This window comes from Sulfitobacter sp. G21635-S1 (assembly GCF_027213915.1).
Lineage (GTDB): Bacteria > Pseudomonadota > Alphaproteobacteria > Rhodobacterales > Rhodobacteraceae > Sulfitobacter.
In genome coordinates, this window is the sequence record NZ_JAPWGV010000006.1 from 21,460 (window position 1) to 39,667 (window position 18,208).

Consider the following 18,208-nt stretch of genomic DNA (forward strand, 5'->3'; position numbering starts at 1 on the left):
GGATTCACTTCGCGAATCCATGGGGTTACAGGGATGGCATGAGCAAGCCATCTCCCGCCCGCTATCGCACGACGAACTGGTCCAGCTACAACGCGTCTCTGCGAAAGCGGGGATCGCTGCTGATCTGACTCGACAAGGACATGACCTGGCGCGCGCCGCATGACGGTCGGACGGGACGCCCGCCAGTGTTTTCCGATGCGGCCATACAATTCTGCCTGTCTATCAAGATCCTGTTCAAGCTGCCGCTTCGCCAGACCGCCGGGATGGCCCGCTGAACCTGCTCGTGGACCGCACCGGGATCAAGTTCCTCGGCGATGGCGAATGGCAGGGGGCCGCGCTGATTTACGAGCAGTCCCGCTTCCACCGTCTCACGCCGCTCCAGGCGGTTGCGGAACGCAAAAGAAAGCCGCCCGGCGTCTTTGGATGCCGGGCGGTTTCATGGTCTCGCAGGTGTCAAACGAAGCTCCGGACCGTCTGCAGCGCCCCGTCGAGCGCCTGACCGTCTTCGTCGAGCATGTCAATCGAGGGTTAACGTGACAACACTCCCCCGGCCAAGGTAACGGCTGCAACCCCGGTTTCATTGCTCGCAAATGAGGTCACGAAACGCACGAGAATTTCACGCTCCAGCTCAATCTTGTCTGGCAGGATTGCGTCACCGTACCACTCCGCAAAGCCAATTCCCGCAGCGCCCAGCTGCGCGCAGACCTGACGGGGCAGCACTGCAAAGACCTCGTTTGCCTCCGGCGGCATGGCAATGCGGACCCCATTGATGGATGTCAGGGCTGTTGCCAAAGCCTGTGCCTTTTCATTTGCATGACGGGCAAGGTCGAGCCAGTGATCGTCGTGCAACCATGCACTGAATTGGGTGCCCAGGAAGCGGCCCTTGGACAACAGATGACCGCTGCGCTTCATCCGCTCGGGAAATTCCCGCGCCAGTGTTCTATCAAAGAAAATAACGGCCTCGGCGGCCACCGCACCGTTCTTGGTCGCCCCCAGACACAGCACGTCCACGCCGGCCCGCACTGAGATGTCAGCAGGATGGCACCCCAGATGCGCCACCGCATTGGCAAAGCGGGCACCATCCATGTGGACACGCAACCCCGCATCGTGGGCAACACGGCACAGGGCGCGCACTTCAACTGGCGTATAGACCTGACCGTTCTCGCTGGATTGCGCGAGTGACAAGACCTGAGGGCGGATATTATGGGGCCTGTCATCGGGCATGGCTGCGATCTGCGCCGCAACAGCGTCAGCGTCCAGCCGCGCGGCAAACGGAGCCACGGGCACCAGGCGCATACCATTTGTCAAAAACTCGGGTGCGGTCGATTCATCGCGCAGCAAATGTGCCTGATGATGGCACAGGACTGCCCCCCAGGGGTCACCCAGTGCAGACAAGGCAAGACAGTTAGCCGCCGTTCCCGAGGTGACGAAATACGCAACCAGGTCACAATCAAACACGTCACGCAGCTTGTCTTCCGCCCGCTTTGTAGCTTCATCTGTTCCGTAGGATGTGCCGTTCCGGCTGAACTCCTGCATCAGGGCGTTCAGCACGGCGGGTGATGCGCCGGATTGATTGTCACTGGCGAAACTCATGAGGGTCTGCTGCCTCCCTGCAGGTGCGTTGCGTCGTGACTATACTAAATGACCAAGGTTGACAATTTGTATAATCTGGATAGGTTAGGCCCATGCGAAAAATCTTCAGAAACTACGTTCCCATTGCCGACAGCCTTGCTGCTTTGCTCAGCCCCCATGCGGAGGTGGTTCTGCATGATCTGGAAACGGACACGGTGGCCTATATCGTCAATCCGATCTCCGGACGTAAGGTGGGTGATCCTTCCGAAACGGCGATGGACGAGAATATCTCGCTCGATCTTGATGTGATGGGCCCTTATCCCAAGGTCAGCCGCGATCTGCATCGGATGAAATCGACAACAGCCGTGCTGCGCGACGAAAACGGGGCGGCAACCGGGTTGTTCTGTGTCAATCTTGATGTTTCGCGCTTTGATGCCGCTGCCGAGATGCTGCAATCTCTGATCGGGATACCCGAACAGGCGGACCAGCCGTCGGTGCTGTTCGAAACCGACTGGCGCGAACAGATCAACACGCGCATCTACGAGTTTTTGCGCGAACGGCGCACATCGCTTGAGGCGATGACCCGCGACGAACGCACCGAGATGATTCAGGATCTGGATGCCAACGGCGCTTTCAGCATCCGCAATTCACCGACCTATGTTTCGCAGTTGTTGGGAATCTCACGGGCGACATTATACAAGGCAATGCGCCCCACCCGCGACAAGTCGAATGATCTGGGAAGCGGGTTGTGACACCCCGTCTGGTCTGGTCAGAAGCGCAGAGCGATGCGGCACATCAGGCCGCCCGGATCTTGCGCAACGATCACGGACGCGCAGCCGAGCTGCTGCCGGATGATCTGCGCAACTCAACCACCATTACCGCCACAATCGGCGGTTCTGGTCCCTTGTTGCTGAAACTGGAAAACCTGTTGCCTACCGGGTCATTCAAGGTACGCGGCGCGATGACAGCTGTGCAGGGCATCCCGGGTGTGCTGCCTGCGGTTCAGGGCGAGGTTTTCACGGCTTCATCGGGCAATCACGGGCTGGCAGTCGCCTATGCGGCCGCGCGCAACGGGCTAGCCGCGACCGTGGTGCTGCCTGAGGATGTGTCGCTGGCCAAATACGAAGTGGTGCGCCAGATTGCGACGCGCACCATCATCTACGGCGCGGATTGTCTGAGCGCCGAACACCACGCCGCAAGCCTGGCCGCGCGCAACGGGGCCACGTATATTTCCCCCTACAACCACCTTGGCGTTCTGCTGGGCCATGCGACGATCGCGGCGGAAATCGTGCGCGACTACCCCGATGTCACGGATGTGTTTGTCTCGGTCGGCGGCGGCGGGTTGTTTTCCGCGCTGGCAGTCGTGTTGCAACATCTGCGGCCTGATATCCGGCTGCACGCCTGCTTTCCGCAGAATTCCGCGCCGCTCTACTGGCGCAAGGTGCCTGACGCCCTGCGCGCCCATGAATCGACCCTTGCCAGCGCTGTGGCGGGCGAGATTGACCCCGACAGCCTCACGATACCGCTGTCGCTCGACCGTCTGGCCAGTTCTGTCACCTGCACCGAGGCCCAGATCGCAGCCGCGATGAAAAACCTGATGGCCGACTGCGGGCAGCGGGTCGAAGGGGCCGCCGCACTGGCCGTCGCTGGATGGCAAAAACTGTCGCAGTCCCAGGACATGCCGCGCCCGCTTGCCGTGTTGTGCGGCGGAAACATCACCGAAAGCCGCCACGCAAAAGCGCTGGGGCAGAACACCAGGCCCTAGCTGCGTATGCCCCCTCAGGAGAGCCAAATGGAAACCGCAAACTTTATTGATGGCAGCTTTGCCCCCGGATGTGGCGACGCGATCGAGCTGATCAATCCGCGCACCGGTGCGGGCATAGTCACCGTGCCCTCCGCCAGCGCAGACCAGATCGACGCGGCTGTCATGGCGGCGCGGCGCGCCTTTCCGGCGTGGTCCGAAACAACCCCATCCGACCGCGCTGCGCTGCTGTTGCAAATCGCCGACCGGATCGAGGCGGACAGCGACAGGCTGGCCGGGCTGGAGGCGCTGAACTGTGGCAAGCCTTTCCATTGTGTGCGCGATGACGAAATCCCCGCCACTGCCGATTGCTTTCGCTTTTTCGCGGGCGCGATCCGGTCGATGACCGGGCCGTTGGCTGGTGAATATCTGACTGGCCACACATCCTTTGTGCGCCGCGATCCGGTGGGGGTGGTCGCCGCGATTGCCCCCTGGAACTATCCGCTGATGATGCTGGCGTGGAAGCTGGCCCCCAGCCTTGCGGCGGGCAATACCGTGGTGCTGAAACCTGCCGAACACACGCCGCTGACAGCGCTGCGATTTGCCTCGCTGGTGGCTGACATCTTGCCCAAGGGCGTGGTGAGCATCCTGACAGGGGACGGCCCCGGCGTCGGGGCCGCATTGATCGGGCACCCGCAGGTCGACATGATTTCATTGACCGGGGACGTGGGGACCGGCAAGGCCGTGCTGAACGCCGCCGCGACCACGATCAAACGCACACATCTTGAGCTGGGCGGCAAGGCCCCGGTGCTGGTCTTTGACGACGCGGATGTGGATGCGGCGGTCGGTGCGGTTCGCAATTTCGGCTTTTACAACGCTGGTCAGGATTGTACCGCAGCCTGTCGCATCTATGTTCAAGCCGGAATTCACGACGTCTTTGCGCAAAAGCTGTCGGAGGCGGTTGAAACCCTGCGCTATGACAACGCCGACGATACCGAGAACGAAATTCCCCCGCTGATCACGGCGAAACAGCGCGACCGTGTCGACGGTTTTGTCCAGCGCGCCCGTGCGCGCGAAGGGGTGAGGGTGCTGTGCGGCGGTGCGGTGGGTGAAGGCAACGGTCACTATTACCAGCCGACAGTGATCACCAATGTCACCCAAGACGACGAGATCGTGCGCAAAGAGGTGTTTGGGCCCGTGGTGACAGTCGTGCGCTTTGACGATGAAGCGCAGGCGATGGACTGGGCCAATGACACCGATTACGGCCTGGCCTCGTCGGTCTGGACCCGCGATGTGTCGCGGGCGATGCGGGTGTCGAAAGAGTTGCGGTTCGGCTGCACCTGGGTGAACACCCACTTTATGCTGGTCAACGAAATGCCCCATGGCGGGCTCAAGGCATCGGGCTATGGGCGGGATATGTCCTTGCATGCGCTTGAGGATTACACGGCGATCCGGCACATCATGATCGCGCACTAGGATGTCCCAACGCGATCATCTGCTGCCTGTCTGGTCTCATGCCTTGCCCCGCTGGCTGCACCCACAGCGCGAGGAACAACCGCTGGATATTCCCAACACGCCCGCCGCCAGCCTGCTTGCACTAATGGCGAAACTGGGAAGCTCGGGCCCGCAGATTGATCCGACCACATTGCCCCCTGCCGAAGGCCGCGCCCTGGCCGCGACCCGTGCGCAGATCTGGAACACAGACCTGCCCCCGATGCAGCGCCACGAATATGCGGTGCCCCCCGCCCGTGCCAAAGCCGCGCCCTGTCGTGTAGTGGTGCTGACGCCGGAGGATGCTGCGCCGGGCGCGATCCTGATGATCCCCGGCGGCGGCTTTGCCTTTGGTGCGCCTGAAACCGACGAACATGCCGGACGCTGTCTGGCGCAGGATGCCGGAATGACCGTTGTCTTGCCCGACTACCGCAAAGCGCCCGAAGACCCGTTTCCCGCAGGGTTGCATGATGTGGCCAGCGTCTATCTGACCCTTGCCAGGCATCCGGAAACCATTGGCTGCGCCGCAGGTCCGGTGGTGGTGGGTGGCGATTCTGCCGGTGCCAACCTTGCCATCGCAACCCTGTTGCTGGAACCGCAGACCCCCGCTGCGGGATTGCTGCTGTACTACGGCATGTTCGCGCCGGGGCGGCAACGCGCCTCGCACCTGCGCTTTGCGGAGTTCCCGGGCTTCACCGCCGCAAAGCTGCAGCGGTACACCGAATGGTATCTGCCCGATCCGGCGCAGCGCTGCGACCCGCTGGCCGCGCCGCTTTACGCCAATGATACCGCTTTGACCGCCCTGCCTCCGGTTCACATTCTGGCGGCCGAATTGGACCCGCTGCTGTCTGACAGTCTGGCGTTGTGGCGCAGGCTTTTGACGCTGGGGCATTCCGTGCGGCTGGACGTGGTGCCGGGGATGCCGCATGGCTTTTTGCAGATGTCGCAACATCTGCGGGACGCGCGACAAGCCCTGACCTTGTGCGGGCATGTCGCGCGGGATTTTGCCTCAGCTTTGTGACAGCTGCCGCGCCAGTGCGGTCCAATAGGCGATGCCGTGCGGAATCGCCTCGTCGTTGAAATCATAGGTCGGCGCATGCAGAGCGTCACCGCCTGCGCCCTTTTCTATGCCATTGCCGATCAACATGAACGAGCTGGGCAAGGCTTGCGTCAGATCCGAGAAATCCTCGGCCCCCGTGGTCATCGGCGCCTCGTTCAGATCGCGTCCGAGGGTATCGACTGCCGTGCGGGCAATCTTGGTGGCTTCGGCATCGGTCACCAGCGGGCGGGCTTCCCATTCCGCGTCCAGCTTGACATCGCAGCCGTTGACCTGCGCAATCCGCTCTGCGAGATCATTCAGCGCGCTGTCAATCAGGTCGCAATTTTCCATTGTAAAGCATCGCATGGTGCCGGTCGCCTTGACCCGCGCGGGCATCACGTTGGAGGCGTTTTCGTTCCCCCCATTCACCGACCCAAGTGTGAGCACGATTGGATCAAGCGGTGAGAAACCGCGTCGGATCACCGTCTGCAAACCGATGGTGAATTCGGCCAGCGCCAGTGTCAGATCCGCGGCCAGATGCGGTCTGCCGCCGCCGTGTCCGCCCATTCCGGTGAACACCACCGAGAAGATGCCCGAGGCGGCCATCATCGGGCCGGCCCGCGTCGCGAATGTGCCTACAGGCAGGCCCGGCGCATTGTGCAAGCCAAAGGCCATGCCACAGGGAAAGCGTGTCAGCAGCCCGTCATCGATCATGCGTTGCGCGCCGCAATAGCGTTCTTCGGCAGGTTGGAACACGAAGTGGATGTCGCGCGTGACCGACGGATCCTCCGCAAGCGCCCGCGCCGCGCCCAGCAGCATCGCGGTGTGACCGTCATGACCACAGGCATGCATCACCCCGGCATTGCGCGAGCTATGGGCCACGCCCGAAGCTTCCTCGATGGCAAGCGCATCCATATCCGCGCGGAACATGATGGCGGGCTGATTTCCCCCGCGCCGCAAGGTGCCCACGACCCCGTGGCCGCCAATGCCGCGCGTCACATCCAGCCCGCTTTCTTCCAGATGACGGGCGACAACATCGGCTGTGCGCGCCTCTTCCAGAGACAGTTCCGGGTGGGCATGCAGATCGCGGCGAACTTCTGTCATGGCGGTGCACAGCGCTTTGATGTCGGGCAGGATTGTCATGTCAGTTCCTCTTGATGACGTTTCTCTTCTGAAAGATAGACAAATTGTATCGTATTGACAAATGATAAAGCATCATGCACCTTCTGGCGGTGTCGGCCTTTATCGTCGTCGCAACGTCATCAGGTTCCGAAAGGGGAACAAATGCTCGAAACTCTGGCAATGTTCGGTTTCGGACCCGACGGTTGGGGGCCGGCCATGCTGCGCGCCGCGGCAAACACCGTGGCTGTCGCTGCGGCGGGATTTGCTTTGGGCGGCGGTCTGGGCATTCTTGTCGCCTGGGCCAAAATTGCCGGAAACGCACCTTTGCGTTGGCTGGCCGCGGGCTACACGACTGTGCTGCGCGGCATCCCCGATCTGCTGGTGATCTATCTGTTCTACTTCGGGTCGGGCCTGTTGCTGACGCCGATTGCCCATATGTTCGGGGCCGAGGGCTTTGTGTCGCTTCCGGGATTTCTGGCCGGCATGGGTGCCATCGGCGTCGTCTCCGGCGCCTATCACGCCGAGGTCATTCGTGGCGCCTTCTATTCGGTCAGCACGGGAGAGCTTGAGGCCGCCACCGCAATAGGTATGCCGCGTCTTTTGAAATTCCGCCGCATCACCCTGCCACTGGTCGCGCGTCACGCGCTGCCGGGTCTGGGCAACGTCTGGCAGATGGTGCTCAAGGAATCCGCGCTGATTTCAGTGACCGGACTGGTCGAAATCATGCGGCAGGCACAAATCGGGTCCAGCTTCACCCGCCAGCCTTTCACCTTCTACTTCGCAGCCGGTGTGCTGTTTCTGACCATCACGATCCTCAGCGGGCTGATTTTCAACCGGCTCGAACACCGCTATTCCAGAGGAAGGGCCTGAGCCATGGACTTTGAATTCCTCAGCCAGACCTTTTTGAAACTGCTGCATGGCATCCCCGTCACCCTCGAACTGGCCACGCTGTCGCTGGTGCTGGGGGCCTGTCTGGCACTGGCCTTTGCGGTGATCCGCGTGCGCCGGATCAGGCCATTGAACTGGCTGGTGATCGGCTATGTCTATGTGTTTCGCGGCACACCTCTGTTGGTGCAATTGTTCATTATCTACTACGGGCTGGCGCAATTCCCCGAAATCCGCAGCAGCTTTGCCTGGACTTATCTGCGTGAGCCTTACTGGTGTGCGCTTCTGGCGCTGACGCTGAACACAGCCGCCTATGGCTCCGAGATCCTGCGTGGTGCGCTGTTGTCGGTGCCGCGTGGTCAGATCATGGCCGCCAGGGCCTGTGGCATGTCGGGTCTGCTGCTGTTCCGCCGCATCAGCTTTCCCATCGCATTGCGTCAGGCGCTGCCCGCCTATGGCAACGAATTCATCCTGATGATCAAGGCAACCTCGCTGGCGTCCCTGGTCACGCTGGCGGATGTGACCGGCATCGCTGCCCGGATCATCGCGGAAACCTATCGCCCCGTAGAAGTCTTTGTCGCTGCCGGCACGATCTATCTGGCCCTGTCTTACGGCCTGATCCTGCTGGTGCGCCTGGCTGAAATCCGTCTGAACCCCGATCAACGCGAGCCTGCCCCCGGGGCCGGAGTCAGTGCGGCCCGAAAGGAAGTGAATCCATGAACCAGATGACCCCGCCCGCACAGCCCCCCGCCGTTTCCGTGCGCGGCCTGCGCAAACGCTATGGCGCACTCGAAGTGCTCAAGGGCATCGACTTTGACGCGCATCGCGGCGAGGTCGTGTCGATCCTCGGATCGTCCGGCTCGGGCAAATCCACACTGCTGCGTTGCATCAACATGCTGGAGATCCCCGAAGACGGCACTGTGACCGTCGACGGCACCGAGATCGAATTGGTCGCCCAACGCGGCGGCGGACGGCGGCCGGCGGACACACGCGCCATGGACCGGATGCGCGCGCGGATCGGCATGGTTTTTCAGGACTTTAACCTTTGGTCCCACAAGACCGTTCTGGGCAATGTGATCGAGGCACCGACCCATGTCCAGAAACGCCCCCGCGCCGAATGTATCGCCGAGGCGCGCACGCTGCTGGACAAGGTGGGGATCGCGGACAAGGCCGACCAATATCCATCGCGCCTGTCCGGTGGCCAGCAGCAGCGCGCCGCCATTGCACGCGCTCTCGCGATGAAACCGGCCGTGATGTTGTTCGACGAGCCCACCTCCGCGCTTGATCCCGAACTGGTTGGTGAGGTGCTGCGGGTGATCCGTGCTCTGGCCGAGGAAGGACGCACGATGTTGATCGTCACCCATGAGGTCGGCTTTGCCCGCGACATCTCGGACACCGTTATCTTCATGAACGAAGGCGTCATCGAGGAATCCGGCCCGCCCGAAGAAGTCTTTGCGGCCGGCAACAACACCCGCCTCGCGCGGTTCATCGAGGGGTAAACGCCCCCAAAAACCGGCCCCGGCACGAAGGGCCAATCCAACACTGGAGGAAGACCACCATGAAACTGACACATCTGACGCGCGGCACCGCTGTTGCTCTGATCGCACTTTGTGCGCACACGTTCCTGCCTGCACAAGCGCAGGCGCAAGAGAAATCATGGGACACGATCCGCATCGCGACCGAGGGGGCCTTTCCTCCGTTCAACCTGACCAAACAGGACGGAACCCTGGACGGCTATGATGTCGATCTGTCCAACGCCCTGTGCGAACGGATGAAGGCAAAATGCACCATCATCGCCCAGCCATGGGACGGGATCATCCCGGCGCTGAATGCGGGCAAATACGACGCGATTGTCGCCGCCATGTCGGCCAATCCCGAACGCGCCAAGGTCGTATCATTCACCATTCCCTACGCCGCTGGCGGTCTGACCTTTGTGACCAGCAAGGACAACAGCCTGGCCGACAAGCCCTATGTCGACACCCTGATCCGGTTGGAAGACCCCAAAGACGCAGACAGCCTGAAGGCCGCATTGGCCGACCTGAACACAGCCTTTGCCGATAAGGTGGCCGGGCTTCAGGCCTCGACCATCGCCACCGAGTTCTTTCACAAATATCTGCCCGACGTGGAGATCCGCGAATACAAGGGCAATGAGGCCGAACTGGATCTGGCGGCGGGGCGGGTCGACATGATCATGGCCTCGCTGATGTACCTCAGTGATCTGGTCAAACAGGACGGCAAGGAGAACCTTGTGCTGTTCGGACCCCGCTTTGGCGGCGGCCTGTTGGGGCAGGGTGCAGCCATCGCGGTGAGGCAGGACGACGATGCCCTGCGCGAAAAGCTGAATGTCGCGCTGGAAGAACTGAAAGCCGACGGCACCATGAAAGAGATTTCGATGAAATGGTTCGGCTTTGATGTGACCCCCTGAACCGACGCCTCGCGATATCTTCGCGCAACCTGCGATGTCCGCAAACCGAGTTGTCACATTCACGGGCCTTAGGTTGCCGGTTCATTGATCTGAGCGGAGGCGGTGTCGATGCAGACACAGAAGATCAGCTGCAAACGCCACCTGCTGCCGCCTCAGATCATTGGTCACACAAGGGGCTCAATAACCGCGCCGAGTACAGCCACTTGCCCTTCCGAAAGCGAGAGCGGGTAATGCACGGCTTCCGATCGTCGGGTGAATTACAACGCTTCGTATCCGTGCAGTCCGCAACCCGCAATCGGCTCTCTGCCCTCACCAACCGCTCGAAGCGTTCGAGGCTTGGATGGCAGCGGCCAACCTTGCCTGATCTGCGACCGGCTTGCCAACTCGGCGGGTTAAGGTGACTGCAAACGGCGAATGAGACCGATGATGGGCATCAAATCAATCGTAACAGCAAAAGCAACTTTGGACGGGATCGAAACTGCGCACATGATTGGGAAAGGCCAACTGGGCCAGGGGCGCGCATTCACGATCCATGCCAGTCTTGCGGATTGATCGGCGACCGGCGCGACCGCTTCGTGCAAAGAGTGAAACGTTGCGACGGAACCCCCCGAAGTCTTTCCACATGACAGTCCCGATGAGCGAAAACCGCTCACGCATATTTCACCGAGCGGTTTCCGCCTTTCGTTTCGTGTTCTACGGTGCTCCGGGGAGGAGCCCATGAAGAGCCTTTTTGGAAGGCAGCTGAATTTGGCACGCCGCTATCTTTGGGGCGCGCTTGTTGCTGCCTTGATCCCACTTGTGGTGATGGCGGCGCTTTATGACCGATACAGCGCCAACCTGGTCGACACCCTGGTCACCAATCGTGTCGAGGCGGATGTGGAGGCAACAGCCGTCCGCATGAGCAGTTTCATCGCGGTCCAGATCAACAAGCTGGAGAGCATTGTCGATCTGAGTGACACGAGCGACTTCTTCCTGCGATCGCAAGATCAGAAGATCCCCCCCTTGCTGAAGGACCTGCTCCTTCTTGAAACAGAAAGCCCTGATGTATACGCCATCGAATTGTCGACGAAAGACGGTGAGCTGATCACACAGGTGCCAAGCGCGCGCGCCCGTGATGATCGGGAAGGTCTTAGCGATGCCCCGTTTGTTCAGCATGGCAACACGGAGGTCATCGGCCCGATCCTGCCCAGGAACGGACGGCCCGGCTGGTTTCTCATTCGGATGCCGGTGCTGCACAAGGAGGGGACAATCGGCATCGTCTCACTGCGTATGCGATTGGCCTCGCTCACCGAACTCGGTTCTCAACTGTCCAAATCAGGGGTCTATCGTCCGCAGATCGTTGTCTTTGACAGGCTGCGCATGTCCGTTGTCGGAACGCCGGATCCCGCGCGGCAAAGTCTCGCCCGGTCACGTCACTTTCTGCCCGGATGGCGAATCCATCTGGTTGATGACGGCGGAAACCTTGACGAGCCGCTCAGCCTGATCCGCTATGGCCTGCTTGTTGCGGCGGCGCTTTCCGCGCTCGGGCTGGTCTTTCTGTTCTTCAAGATGTCACAACGCCTGTCCGGCTATCTGGTCCCTTTGACGCAGAGTGCGCGGGCGGTCGCAAACGGGGATTTCAGCGTACATGTCGATGAGGACGGCCCGGGGGAACTCGGCGCGCTGGCGCGGTCCTACAATCGCATGCGCCTGCAGCTTGAGGGGCTTATCAACTCCCGGGTCGAGGTCGAACGACGCGCCGCACTGGGCGGTATGGCCGCTGGCATCGCCCATGAAATCCGCAATCCGCTGGCCACGGTGGCGACCACGGTCCATGGCCTCAAACGCAATGAGGTCGACGCGGAACGCCAGCAGATGTTCGAGGTGATCTCATCGGAAATCGACCGCGTGGACCGCACGATCAGCGAGTTTCTGAACTATGCAAAGCCCAGAGCGCCGGACCCGGAACCCGTTCTCATTCGGAACGCGTTCCGCTCGATCCGCACCTTGCTGGCCACCAACGCGAAAGCCGGGAATGTGGTCATTGATCTTTCGGGCGATTCAGCGCTGACCATCAAGATCGATCAGGCCCATTTCAGCCAGATCCTCCTCAACCTGTGCCTCAATGCGATCGAGGCGATGCCGGAGGGCGGGCATCTCAGGCTTCAGGCCTATCGCGAGTGTAGCGAGGCGGTGGTGACCGTGGCCGACGACGGAGCCGGTATGGACGAGGAAACCCGCCAAAAGGTGCTGCGTCCGTTCTTCACGACACGCACAGGAGGCTCCGGTCTGGGCCTGTCCGTGACAAAGCAACTGGTGGAGACCAATGGCGGCTCTTTCCAGATCGAGAGCGACGCAGGCGTGGGAACAGTGATCACCATGCGCTTTGCAGCACATGCCAAGGATGAGGGGTCCTCATGAGGAATCTGAACATTCTCATCATTGACGACGAGATCAACCTGGTGCGTTCGCTCGCCTTCACCTTGCGACAGACCGGGTTTGAATGCCGCGAGGCCCATAACGGACGGGTCGGGTGTCAGCTTGCCGAAAAAGAGCAGCCGGATGTTGTGCTGCTGGACATCCGGATGCCGGGGATGAACGGGTTGGAGGTGCTGGAATGGTTCCGGACGGAACTGCCCGATGTCCCCGTCATCATGATGTCCGCCTTTGATGACACGCAGGATGCGGTCACCGCGATGAAGATGGGGGCGGTGGATTATGTCGCCAAACCCTTTGACGTGGACGAGCTGATCTTGCTGTTGAAGGAGACCGAGACCCGGCGCAGGCTCGACAGCGAGGTGCGCTATCTGCGAGAACGGACAACCGATTTCGATTTCATCGGCAACAGTGTGGGCATCAAGCAATTGCGTGCGGACATTGACCGGATCGCCGAAAGCAACGCACAGACCATTCTGCTCAGAGGGGAAACCGGCGTCGGCAAGGCGGTTGTCGCACGGGAGCTTCATCGCAAGATCTCGGCAGAAGACGCGCCTTTCGTCGAGGTCAATTGCGCGACCCTGCCCGAGCGGCAGATCGACCTGGAACTTTTCGGGGCGGAGCGCGGATCGCAGCCCGGCCATTTCATGCGCCAAAGGGGGTTGGTGGATATCGCCGACGGGGGCACCTTGTTCCTGGATGAGATCGGCGAAATGCCGACCGCCGTTCAGGCCAAGCTGCTGCATTTTCTTGAAACCCACACCTACCGCGTGCCGGGTCAAAAGACCGAACGGCGCGTCGATGTCCGGGTCGTTGCGGCGACCAACAAGGATCTTGCGCGGGCGGTTGAAGAAAGCCAGTTCCGGCAGGATCTGTTTTTCCGGCTCAATGTTGTTCCCCTCGATATCCCGCCGCTACGCACCCGCGAAAAGGATATCGAGTTGCTTGCAATGTATTTTGCAGCCCGTTTCGCCCGAACTTCGTCAGGCAAGCCGATCAGCTTTGAAGGCCGAACGCGTGATTTCTTCCAAAGTTATGCGTGGCCGGGCAATGTGCGCGAGCTGAAAAACCTTATTGAACGTCTGTCGATCATCTATCCCGGGGAAGTGATTACCGTCGATCTGCTGCCCACTGAAATTCAGATGGTAAAGCCCCAGGATGCGCTTTCGATCGAAGAGTCCATGGAAACGGTCGAGCGCGACCTGATCCGCGAAGCGCTCATGCGATGCAGCGGCAAAAAGGGACTTGCCGCGGAACGGTTGGGCATTTCCCGACACGCGCTGAAGCGCAAGATGCATCGGTTGGGCTTGTCATGATGCGGGCTGTTCTTCTTCTCATGGTCGTCGCAACCCAAATGATGGGATCGGCCGTCCCGGCGCAATCCTTGCCGCCGGTGAAGGTCGGTTGCCTCTATCCGCTGTCCGGTCCCGGTGCGCTTTATGGACGCGACAGCGCTGTCGCCATCCGCCTGGCTGTCGCGCATATCGAAAGCCTGTGGCCGGCTGACTATCCGCAGATCGACGTTCTTATCGAGGACAGCCGGTCAAAGTCTTTGCGCTCCATCCAGATTGCCCGGAGGTTCATCGAGGAAGATCGGGTCGATTTTCTGTGCGGTGTCGTCAGTTCATCCATAGCCAGATCCGTGTCGGCGGTGGCACGGGAAAAGGAGGTGTTCTTTATCGGAACCGATCATGCCTCCCCCACATTGACCAGCGAAGACCTGCATCCCTATTACTTCCGTCTGACCAATGGCAGCCGCCAGTCGATGCTGGCAGGAGCGAGGTACATAGCTGAGACCTATGCGCAACGCGCGGAGCCGCTGAAGATCGCCTTCATCGGACCGGATTATGAATACGGCTATCAGGCGTGGGACGATCTGCGGAGATTTCTCAAGGCCGATGGCGTGCCCTTCGAAAACGTCGGTGAGTTCTGGCCGCGCGTGTTCGAGACGGATTTCGCACCCTACATCAGCGCGCTGATCCGCGCGAAGCCGGATATCGTGATCAACGGGCAATGGGGCCTCGACCTTGTCACCTTTGTAAAACAGGCGGATCAGCAGGGGCTTTTCGGTGCCACGCAATTCATGAATTTCGATGCAGGCGGCAATTACGAAGTTCTGGCAGCCCTTGGCAATGACATGCCGCTTGGTCTGGTTCTTTCTGCCCGTCATCATGTGAACTGGCCGCCAACAGAGCAGAACCGGGATTTTGTGCAAAAGTTCTATGAGCGGGCAGGGCGCTATCCAAGCTACGCGGCAGAAGGGGCCTATTCCGGCATCCTTGCGATTGCTGAAGCCGTGCGTGAGGCCGGTGGCACAGGGGACAAGTACCGCCTGCGCGCCGCACTTGAAAACCTCGAACTCTCGCTGCCGGAAGACCCGGAAGGGTTCAGATCGCGCATGGATCCGGCGACACACCAGCTCTTGCAGGTTCAGGCGATTGGCCGGACCATCGTGAACAACCAATACCCTCCCGCGACCGTTCAGCTGGGGGAATGGTCGGTCTACCACCCGCCTGTGGAATGGCCCCGGGTGGAAGAACGACCAACGTCCGAGTAACGCCCTGGCCCGTTCGGCGGTTGGTGGTCACGCAAACTGATGGCCCGAGTGAACATGCATCACGTTGAAAGCGGACATTCCGGTTAAGCAGCCCCGATTTTGGGTGTGCGGACGAAGCGAGCTTTCGCTGCGGCTGCGCGAACGGCCGCTTCGGTTATTTGATCACTGGTTTCGAATAAACGGTTGGCTCGATTGGGGTTCCATCATTCTCCGCGGCATGACGCTGGTAGATTTTGACATTGGGAGGCAAGAGGGTCCCTGAGGGAGCCTCGGAAACGAAAATGTGCTTGCTGTTTTCTGGCTTGACGCTGATCCGAGACGGATCGTCCAGCGTCCCGATGTATATTCCGATCTTGTCTGGCCACCTTTCGAAGGTCAGCGCCAACTTAGTGCCGCAATCTGAACAGAAGTGCGCATGAATGTCTTTGCCGCTTCCGTCAGAGGGTTGCGTAAAGACCGCAGGTGAGGCTGCAGTGAAGTTGAAGTGATGTCTTTCAAAAACTGGCTCGATCATTCGATCAGACCCAGTAGCGCGTTGGCAATACTTGCAATAGCATATGGTGATCCAAAGCGGATCGCTACCTGTGTCGTAGGTCACCTTCCCGCATAGGCAGCTTCCAGTAAGTCCAGTCGACATTTTCTCTCAACCTTTTCAGTTTGTTATTTCGTTGGGTTCTTCTTGTTGATCGTGTGCCCCGCGTCTCTCAAGCAGCGAATTGCCTTGGCAGTATCTGTGGATGGGATCAGCACATGCTCGCCGTCATATGTGCAGAGAACAAAGACGCCGATATTATTGGAGGACAGCGGCGCAATCAGAGATTGAACAATTCCGGCAGCATCAAAAGGAAAGGGCCCCACAGTACGCAAGCAGGCCCAACCCTTTTCTGTCGGAATTTCAGCAGGAACACGTTCTTCGAGGCAGACCAGGGTTGTCTCGTCGTCCGAGTAGATAGCAGCCTTGAAGCCCGGCCCACAAAACCACTGCGGAATGTCAGTATCGGTGGCGAGTTGGGAAACGGCATAGCGCCCGGCAACGAAATTCACATTTAGGCTATGGGCCAAAAAGAGTCCTCCACAGTTTAACTGAAGAAGGACATTCCTTGCCGTGGCTTTCGGTGTCACGCAGGAGCTTCATCTTCCAAGATGATGACATTCAGTCTAGGCTTTTGGATCACCAAAGCCAAGCCGAATTTCGCGCAGAGCGCAGCATCGGTCCGATTGGGCTCACAACGCCAATCTCTGCCTGCCTCCCCAATGTCCGTCTTGTCCTTGCGCGTACAAAATGGTGTTTGGACGCTTTGTACACATTTGTCGGTGTTCGCCTCACATCGGTGAACAGTTTGGTGTCTACCAGCATTGCAGCGACTGTTTTCTCGGAACGATGCCAGTTTGAGCGGTTGCCGCTCAAATAAGGAGCGGATTGAGCGCGATGCGCTCACCGCTTTTCGCAGCCGAAATTGAAGACGGGGCCGCCTTGCCGTCTCCTGAGGGCGCGGCCTCACAGAGGCTGCAAGGGAGGACTTCGTACAACAAACGGCGCAGAAGGCGGTTCGCCGAACTGTGCACATGGGTGCGATTTTCTACCCCTTAACGGGATAGAAACTGGAGGAAAATCATGACGAAATCTCGTCTCGGCGCGACCACGGGGGCGCTTCTCAAAAATTCAACATCTCTCATGGCTGCCGCAGCCATCGGCCTCATGGCTCTGACCGGCGCCGCGAGCGCGCAGGAGAAGACCGCCAAGGTCGGTATCGTGACATTCCTGTCCGGTGGTGCTGCGGGACCGTTCGGCGTTCCGGCGCGTAATGCGGCCGAGCTGATGATCGAGGCCATCAACGCAGGCAGCGTGCCAGGCGTCTATAATACCGCAGGTGTGGGCGGCGCGATGATTGAGCCGATCTTCGTTGACGAGAATTCCAAGCAGAAGAACGCGGACTTCCTCAAGCTGGTCGAGAAAGACGGCGTCGATATGGTGATCGGCTACATCTCATCCGGCAGCTGCAAGGCGATTGCACCGGAGGCCGAGAAGGCCCAGAAGCTGACAATCCTGTTCGACTGCGGCACGCCGCAGATATTCGAGGAAATCCTCACTGATCCGCAATACACCTTCCGCACCGGTGCACATGCCACCATGGATAACGTGGCGGCCGCGCTGTACCTGGATCAACAAGGTGTCAACCTGGACAGCATCGCGGGCATCAATCAGAACTATGCTTTCGGTCAGGATTCATGGCGCGATTTCTCGGAATCGGTGAAACAGATCGACAGCGGCACCTCGATTGCCACGGAGCAGTTTCCGAAGATCGGTGCGGGGCAATATGGGTCCGAAATCTCGGCCCTGCTGACATCAAAGCCCGATGTCGTGCATTCCAGTTTTTGGGGTGGCGACATGGAGGCCTTTATCATTCAGGGCTCCGCACGCGGTATCTTTGAACGCTCCAAGGTCGTGCTCACGACCGGTGAAACCGCACTCCACCGTCTTGGTGCCCAGATGCCGGATGGCACCGTCATCGGCGCGCGTGGTCCGCATGGCGAACTGGCCCCGGACTCCGAGCTGAACAGCTGGTTCCGTCAGGCCTATTTCGATCGCTTCGGCACATTGCCGACCTATCCCTCCTACAAGATGGCGCAGGCGCTTCTGGGCGTGAAGGCCGCTGCGGACAAGGCGGGCAGTGCCGATCAGGATGCGATCATTGGCGCACTGAAGGGGCTGGAATGGGAAGGCCCGAGCGGCAAAGTCTCCATGGCGCTGGCGAATGGGCATCAGGCCATTCAGGACACGGCCTATGGCACGTACAAATTCGACAAGGACACAGGCAAACCTGTTCTGGTCGATGTCGTGCGGTTCAATGCGGAATGTGTGAACCCGCCCGCCGGTGTGGCCTCCCTCGCGTGGATCGAGAGCGGCTTTGAAGGTGCCAAGTGCGACTGACCACCTGAACTCCCTGTCGGAGGGGGCAG

16 protein-coding genes and 3 pseudogenes are annotated in these 18,208 nt (G+C 60.1%); 15 read left to right on the forward strand and 4 right to left on the reverse strand.

The annotated features are described in order from the left end of the window. Positions 1-38: 38 nt before the first annotated feature. Positions 39-328 (forward strand): annotated as a pseudogene (locus O4H53_RS07975) (transposase); the annotation flags it as partial. A gap of 200 nt (positions 329-528) precedes the next feature. Here O4H53_RS07975 and O4H53_RS07980 read toward each other — a convergent pair. Beyond that, entirely contained in the window at positions 529-1,593 is a 1,065-nt protein-coding gene (locus tag O4H53_RS07980) for a threonine aldolase family protein (protein ID WP_269362760.1), read from the reverse strand. A 92-nt stretch (positions 1,594-1,685) separates the two neighbouring features. Between O4H53_RS07980 and O4H53_RS07985 the strand changes: the two genes are divergently transcribed. Genes O4H53_RS07985 through O4H53_RS08000 form a run of 4 tightly spaced genes read left to right on the forward strand, consistent with a single transcriptional unit; the run spans position 1,686 to position 5,825 of the window. Continuing rightward, on the forward strand, positions 1,686-2,324 hold the full coding sequence (locus O4H53_RS07985; RefSeq protein WP_269362762.1) for a helix-turn-helix transcriptional regulator: 639 nt from the start codon (positions 1,686-1,688) through the stop codon (positions 2,322-2,324). Then, a complete protein-coding gene (locus tag O4H53_RS07990; RefSeq protein WP_269362764.1) occupies positions 2,321-3,337 on the forward strand; it encodes a pyridoxal-phosphate dependent enzyme in 1,017 nt (338 codons plus the stop codon). The genes O4H53_RS07985 and O4H53_RS07990 overlap by 4 nt, the downstream gene beginning before the upstream one ends. 27 nt (positions 3,338-3,364) lie before the next feature. Then, complete coding sequence (locus O4H53_RS07995) at positions 3,365-4,789, forward strand: gamma-aminobutyraldehyde dehydrogenase (RefSeq protein WP_269362765.1); 1,425 nt, start codon at positions 3,365-3,367, stop codon at positions 4,787-4,789. A 1-nt stretch (position 4,790) separates the two neighbouring features. After that, on the forward strand, positions 4,791-5,825 hold the full coding sequence (locus O4H53_RS08000) for an alpha/beta hydrolase (RefSeq protein ID WP_269362767.1): 1,035 nt from the start codon (positions 4,791-4,793) through the stop codon (positions 5,823-5,825). On the opposite strand, the gene O4H53_RS08005 is transcribed toward O4H53_RS08000, so the two are convergent. After that, entirely contained in the window at positions 5,814-6,986 is a 1,173-nt protein-coding gene (locus O4H53_RS08005) for an amidohydrolase (protein ID WP_269362769.1), read from the reverse strand. The genes O4H53_RS08000 and O4H53_RS08005 overlap by 12 nt on opposite strands. A 141-nt stretch (positions 6,987-7,127) precedes the next feature. Between O4H53_RS08005 and O4H53_RS08010 the strand changes: the two genes are divergently transcribed. From O4H53_RS08010 to O4H53_RS08050, 9 genes and pseudogenes are all read left to right on the forward strand, one after another. Then, complete coding sequence (locus tag O4H53_RS08010) at positions 7,128-7,835, forward strand: ABC transporter permease (RefSeq protein ID WP_269362770.1); 708 nt, start codon at positions 7,128-7,130, stop codon at positions 7,833-7,835. 3 nt (positions 7,836-7,838) lie between these two features. Next, positions 7,839-8,570, forward strand: a complete 732-nt coding sequence (locus O4H53_RS08015) for an ABC transporter permease (RefSeq protein WP_269362772.1) — start codon at positions 7,839-7,841, stop codon at positions 8,568-8,570. Further along, a complete protein-coding gene (locus O4H53_RS08020; protein ID WP_443069525.1) occupies positions 8,567-9,349 on the forward strand; it encodes an ABC transporter ATP-binding protein in 783 nt (260 codons plus the stop codon). Before O4H53_RS08015 ends, O4H53_RS08020 begins: the two co-directional genes overlap by 4 nt. A gap of 59 nt (positions 9,350-9,408) precedes the next feature. After that, positions 9,409-10,275, forward strand: a complete 867-nt coding sequence (locus O4H53_RS08025; protein ID WP_269362774.1) for a transporter substrate-binding domain-containing protein — start codon at positions 9,409-9,411, stop codon at positions 10,273-10,275. A 149-nt stretch (positions 10,276-10,424) separates the two neighbouring features. After that, positions 10,425-10,639 (forward strand): annotated as a pseudogene (locus tag O4H53_RS27185) (DDE-type integrase/transposase/recombinase); the annotation flags it as partial. 41 nt (positions 10,640-10,680) lie between these two features. Continuing rightward, a pseudogene (locus tag O4H53_RS08035) lies at positions 10,681-10,827 on the forward strand (IS6 family transposase); the annotation flags it as partial. Positions 10,828-10,992: 165 nt separating this feature from the next. After that, entirely contained in the window at positions 10,993-12,675 is a 1,683-nt protein-coding gene (locus tag O4H53_RS08040) for a sensor histidine kinase (protein ID WP_269362775.1), read from the forward strand. Then, entirely contained in the window at positions 12,672-14,006 is a 1,335-nt protein-coding gene (locus tag O4H53_RS08045) for a sigma-54-dependent transcriptional regulator (protein WP_269362777.1), read from the forward strand. Before O4H53_RS08040 ends, O4H53_RS08045 begins: the two co-directional genes overlap by 4 nt. Positions 14,007-14,026: 20 nt before the next feature. Then, the gene (locus O4H53_RS08050) at positions 14,027-15,247 is read left to right on the forward strand and encodes an ABC transporter substrate-binding protein (RefSeq protein ID WP_269362779.1); all 1,221 of its coding nucleotides are present in this window, start codon (positions 14,027-14,029) and stop codon (positions 15,245-15,247) included. A 154-nt stretch (positions 15,248-15,401) separates the two neighbouring features. On the opposite strand, the gene O4H53_RS08055 is transcribed toward O4H53_RS08050, so the two are convergent. Together O4H53_RS08055 and O4H53_RS08060 are read right to left on the reverse strand one after the other, a co-directional pair. After that, on the reverse strand, positions 15,402-15,884 hold the full coding sequence (locus O4H53_RS08055; RefSeq protein ID WP_269362781.1) for a GFA family protein: 483 nt from the start codon (positions 15,882-15,884) through the stop codon (positions 15,402-15,404). A gap of 23 nt (positions 15,885-15,907) precedes the next feature. Next, on the reverse strand, positions 15,908-16,369 hold the full coding sequence (locus tag O4H53_RS08060) for an ACT domain-containing protein (protein WP_269362784.1): 462 nt from the start codon (positions 16,367-16,369) through the stop codon (positions 15,908-15,910). A 553-nt stretch (positions 16,370-16,922) separates the two neighbouring features. Between O4H53_RS08060 and O4H53_RS08065 the strand changes: the two genes are divergently transcribed. Next, on the forward strand, positions 16,923-18,179 hold the full coding sequence (locus O4H53_RS08065; RefSeq protein WP_269362786.1) for an ABC transporter substrate-binding protein: 1,257 nt from the start codon (positions 16,923-16,925) through the stop codon (positions 18,177-18,179). Positions 18,180-18,208 lie beyond the last annotated feature (29 nt).

Bases quoted from the DNA above. Each gene is read 5' to 3' on its own strand.
- O4H53_RS08005 (WP_269362769.1), bottom strand. From the start codon at position 6,986: ATGACAATCCTGCCCGACATCAAAGCGCTGTGCACCGCCATGACAGAA.
- O4H53_RS08025 (WP_269362774.1), top strand. From the start codon at position 9,409: ATGAAACTGACACATCTGACGCGCGGCACCGCTGTTGCTCTGATCGCA.
- O4H53_RS08010 (WP_269362770.1), top strand. From the start codon at position 7,128: ATGCTCGAAACTCTGGCAATGTTCGGTTTCGGACCCGACGGTTGGGGG.
- O4H53_RS08000 (WP_269362767.1), top strand. From the start codon at position 4,791: ATGTCCCAACGCGATCATCTGCTGCCTGTCTGGTCTCATGCCTTGCCC.
- O4H53_RS07995 (WP_269362765.1), top strand. From the start codon at position 3,365: ATGGAAACCGCAAACTTTATTGATGGCAGCTTTGCCCCCGGATGTGGC.
- O4H53_RS08055 (WP_269362781.1), bottom strand. From the start codon at position 15,884: ATGTCGACTGGACTTACTGGAAGCTGCCTATGCGGGAAGGTGACCTAC.
- O4H53_RS07980 (WP_269362760.1), bottom strand. From the start codon at position 1,593: ATGAGTTTCGCCAGTGACAATCAATCCGGCGCATCACCCGCCGTGCTG.
- O4H53_RS08050 (WP_269362779.1), top strand. From the start codon at position 14,027: ATGGTCGTCGCAACCCAAATGATGGGATCGGCCGTCCCGGCGCAATCC.
- O4H53_RS08045 (WP_269362777.1), top strand. From the start codon at position 12,672: ATGAGGAATCTGAACATTCTCATCATTGACGACGAGATCAACCTGGTG.
- O4H53_RS08040 (WP_269362775.1), top strand. From the start codon at position 10,993: ATGAAGAGCCTTTTTGGAAGGCAGCTGAATTTGGCACGCCGCTATCTT.
- O4H53_RS07985 (WP_269362762.1), top strand. From the start codon at position 1,686: ATGCGAAAAATCTTCAGAAACTACGTTCCCATTGCCGACAGCCTTGCT.
- O4H53_RS08015 (WP_269362772.1), top strand. From the start codon at position 7,839: ATGGACTTTGAATTCCTCAGCCAGACCTTTTTGAAACTGCTGCATGGC.
- O4H53_RS08020 (WP_443069525.1), top strand. From the start codon at position 8,567: ATGAACCAGATGACCCCGCCCGCACAGCCCCCCGCCGTTTCCGTGCGC.
- O4H53_RS08065 (WP_269362786.1), top strand. From the start codon at position 16,923: ATGGCTGCCGCAGCCATCGGCCTCATGGCTCTGACCGGCGCCGCGAGC.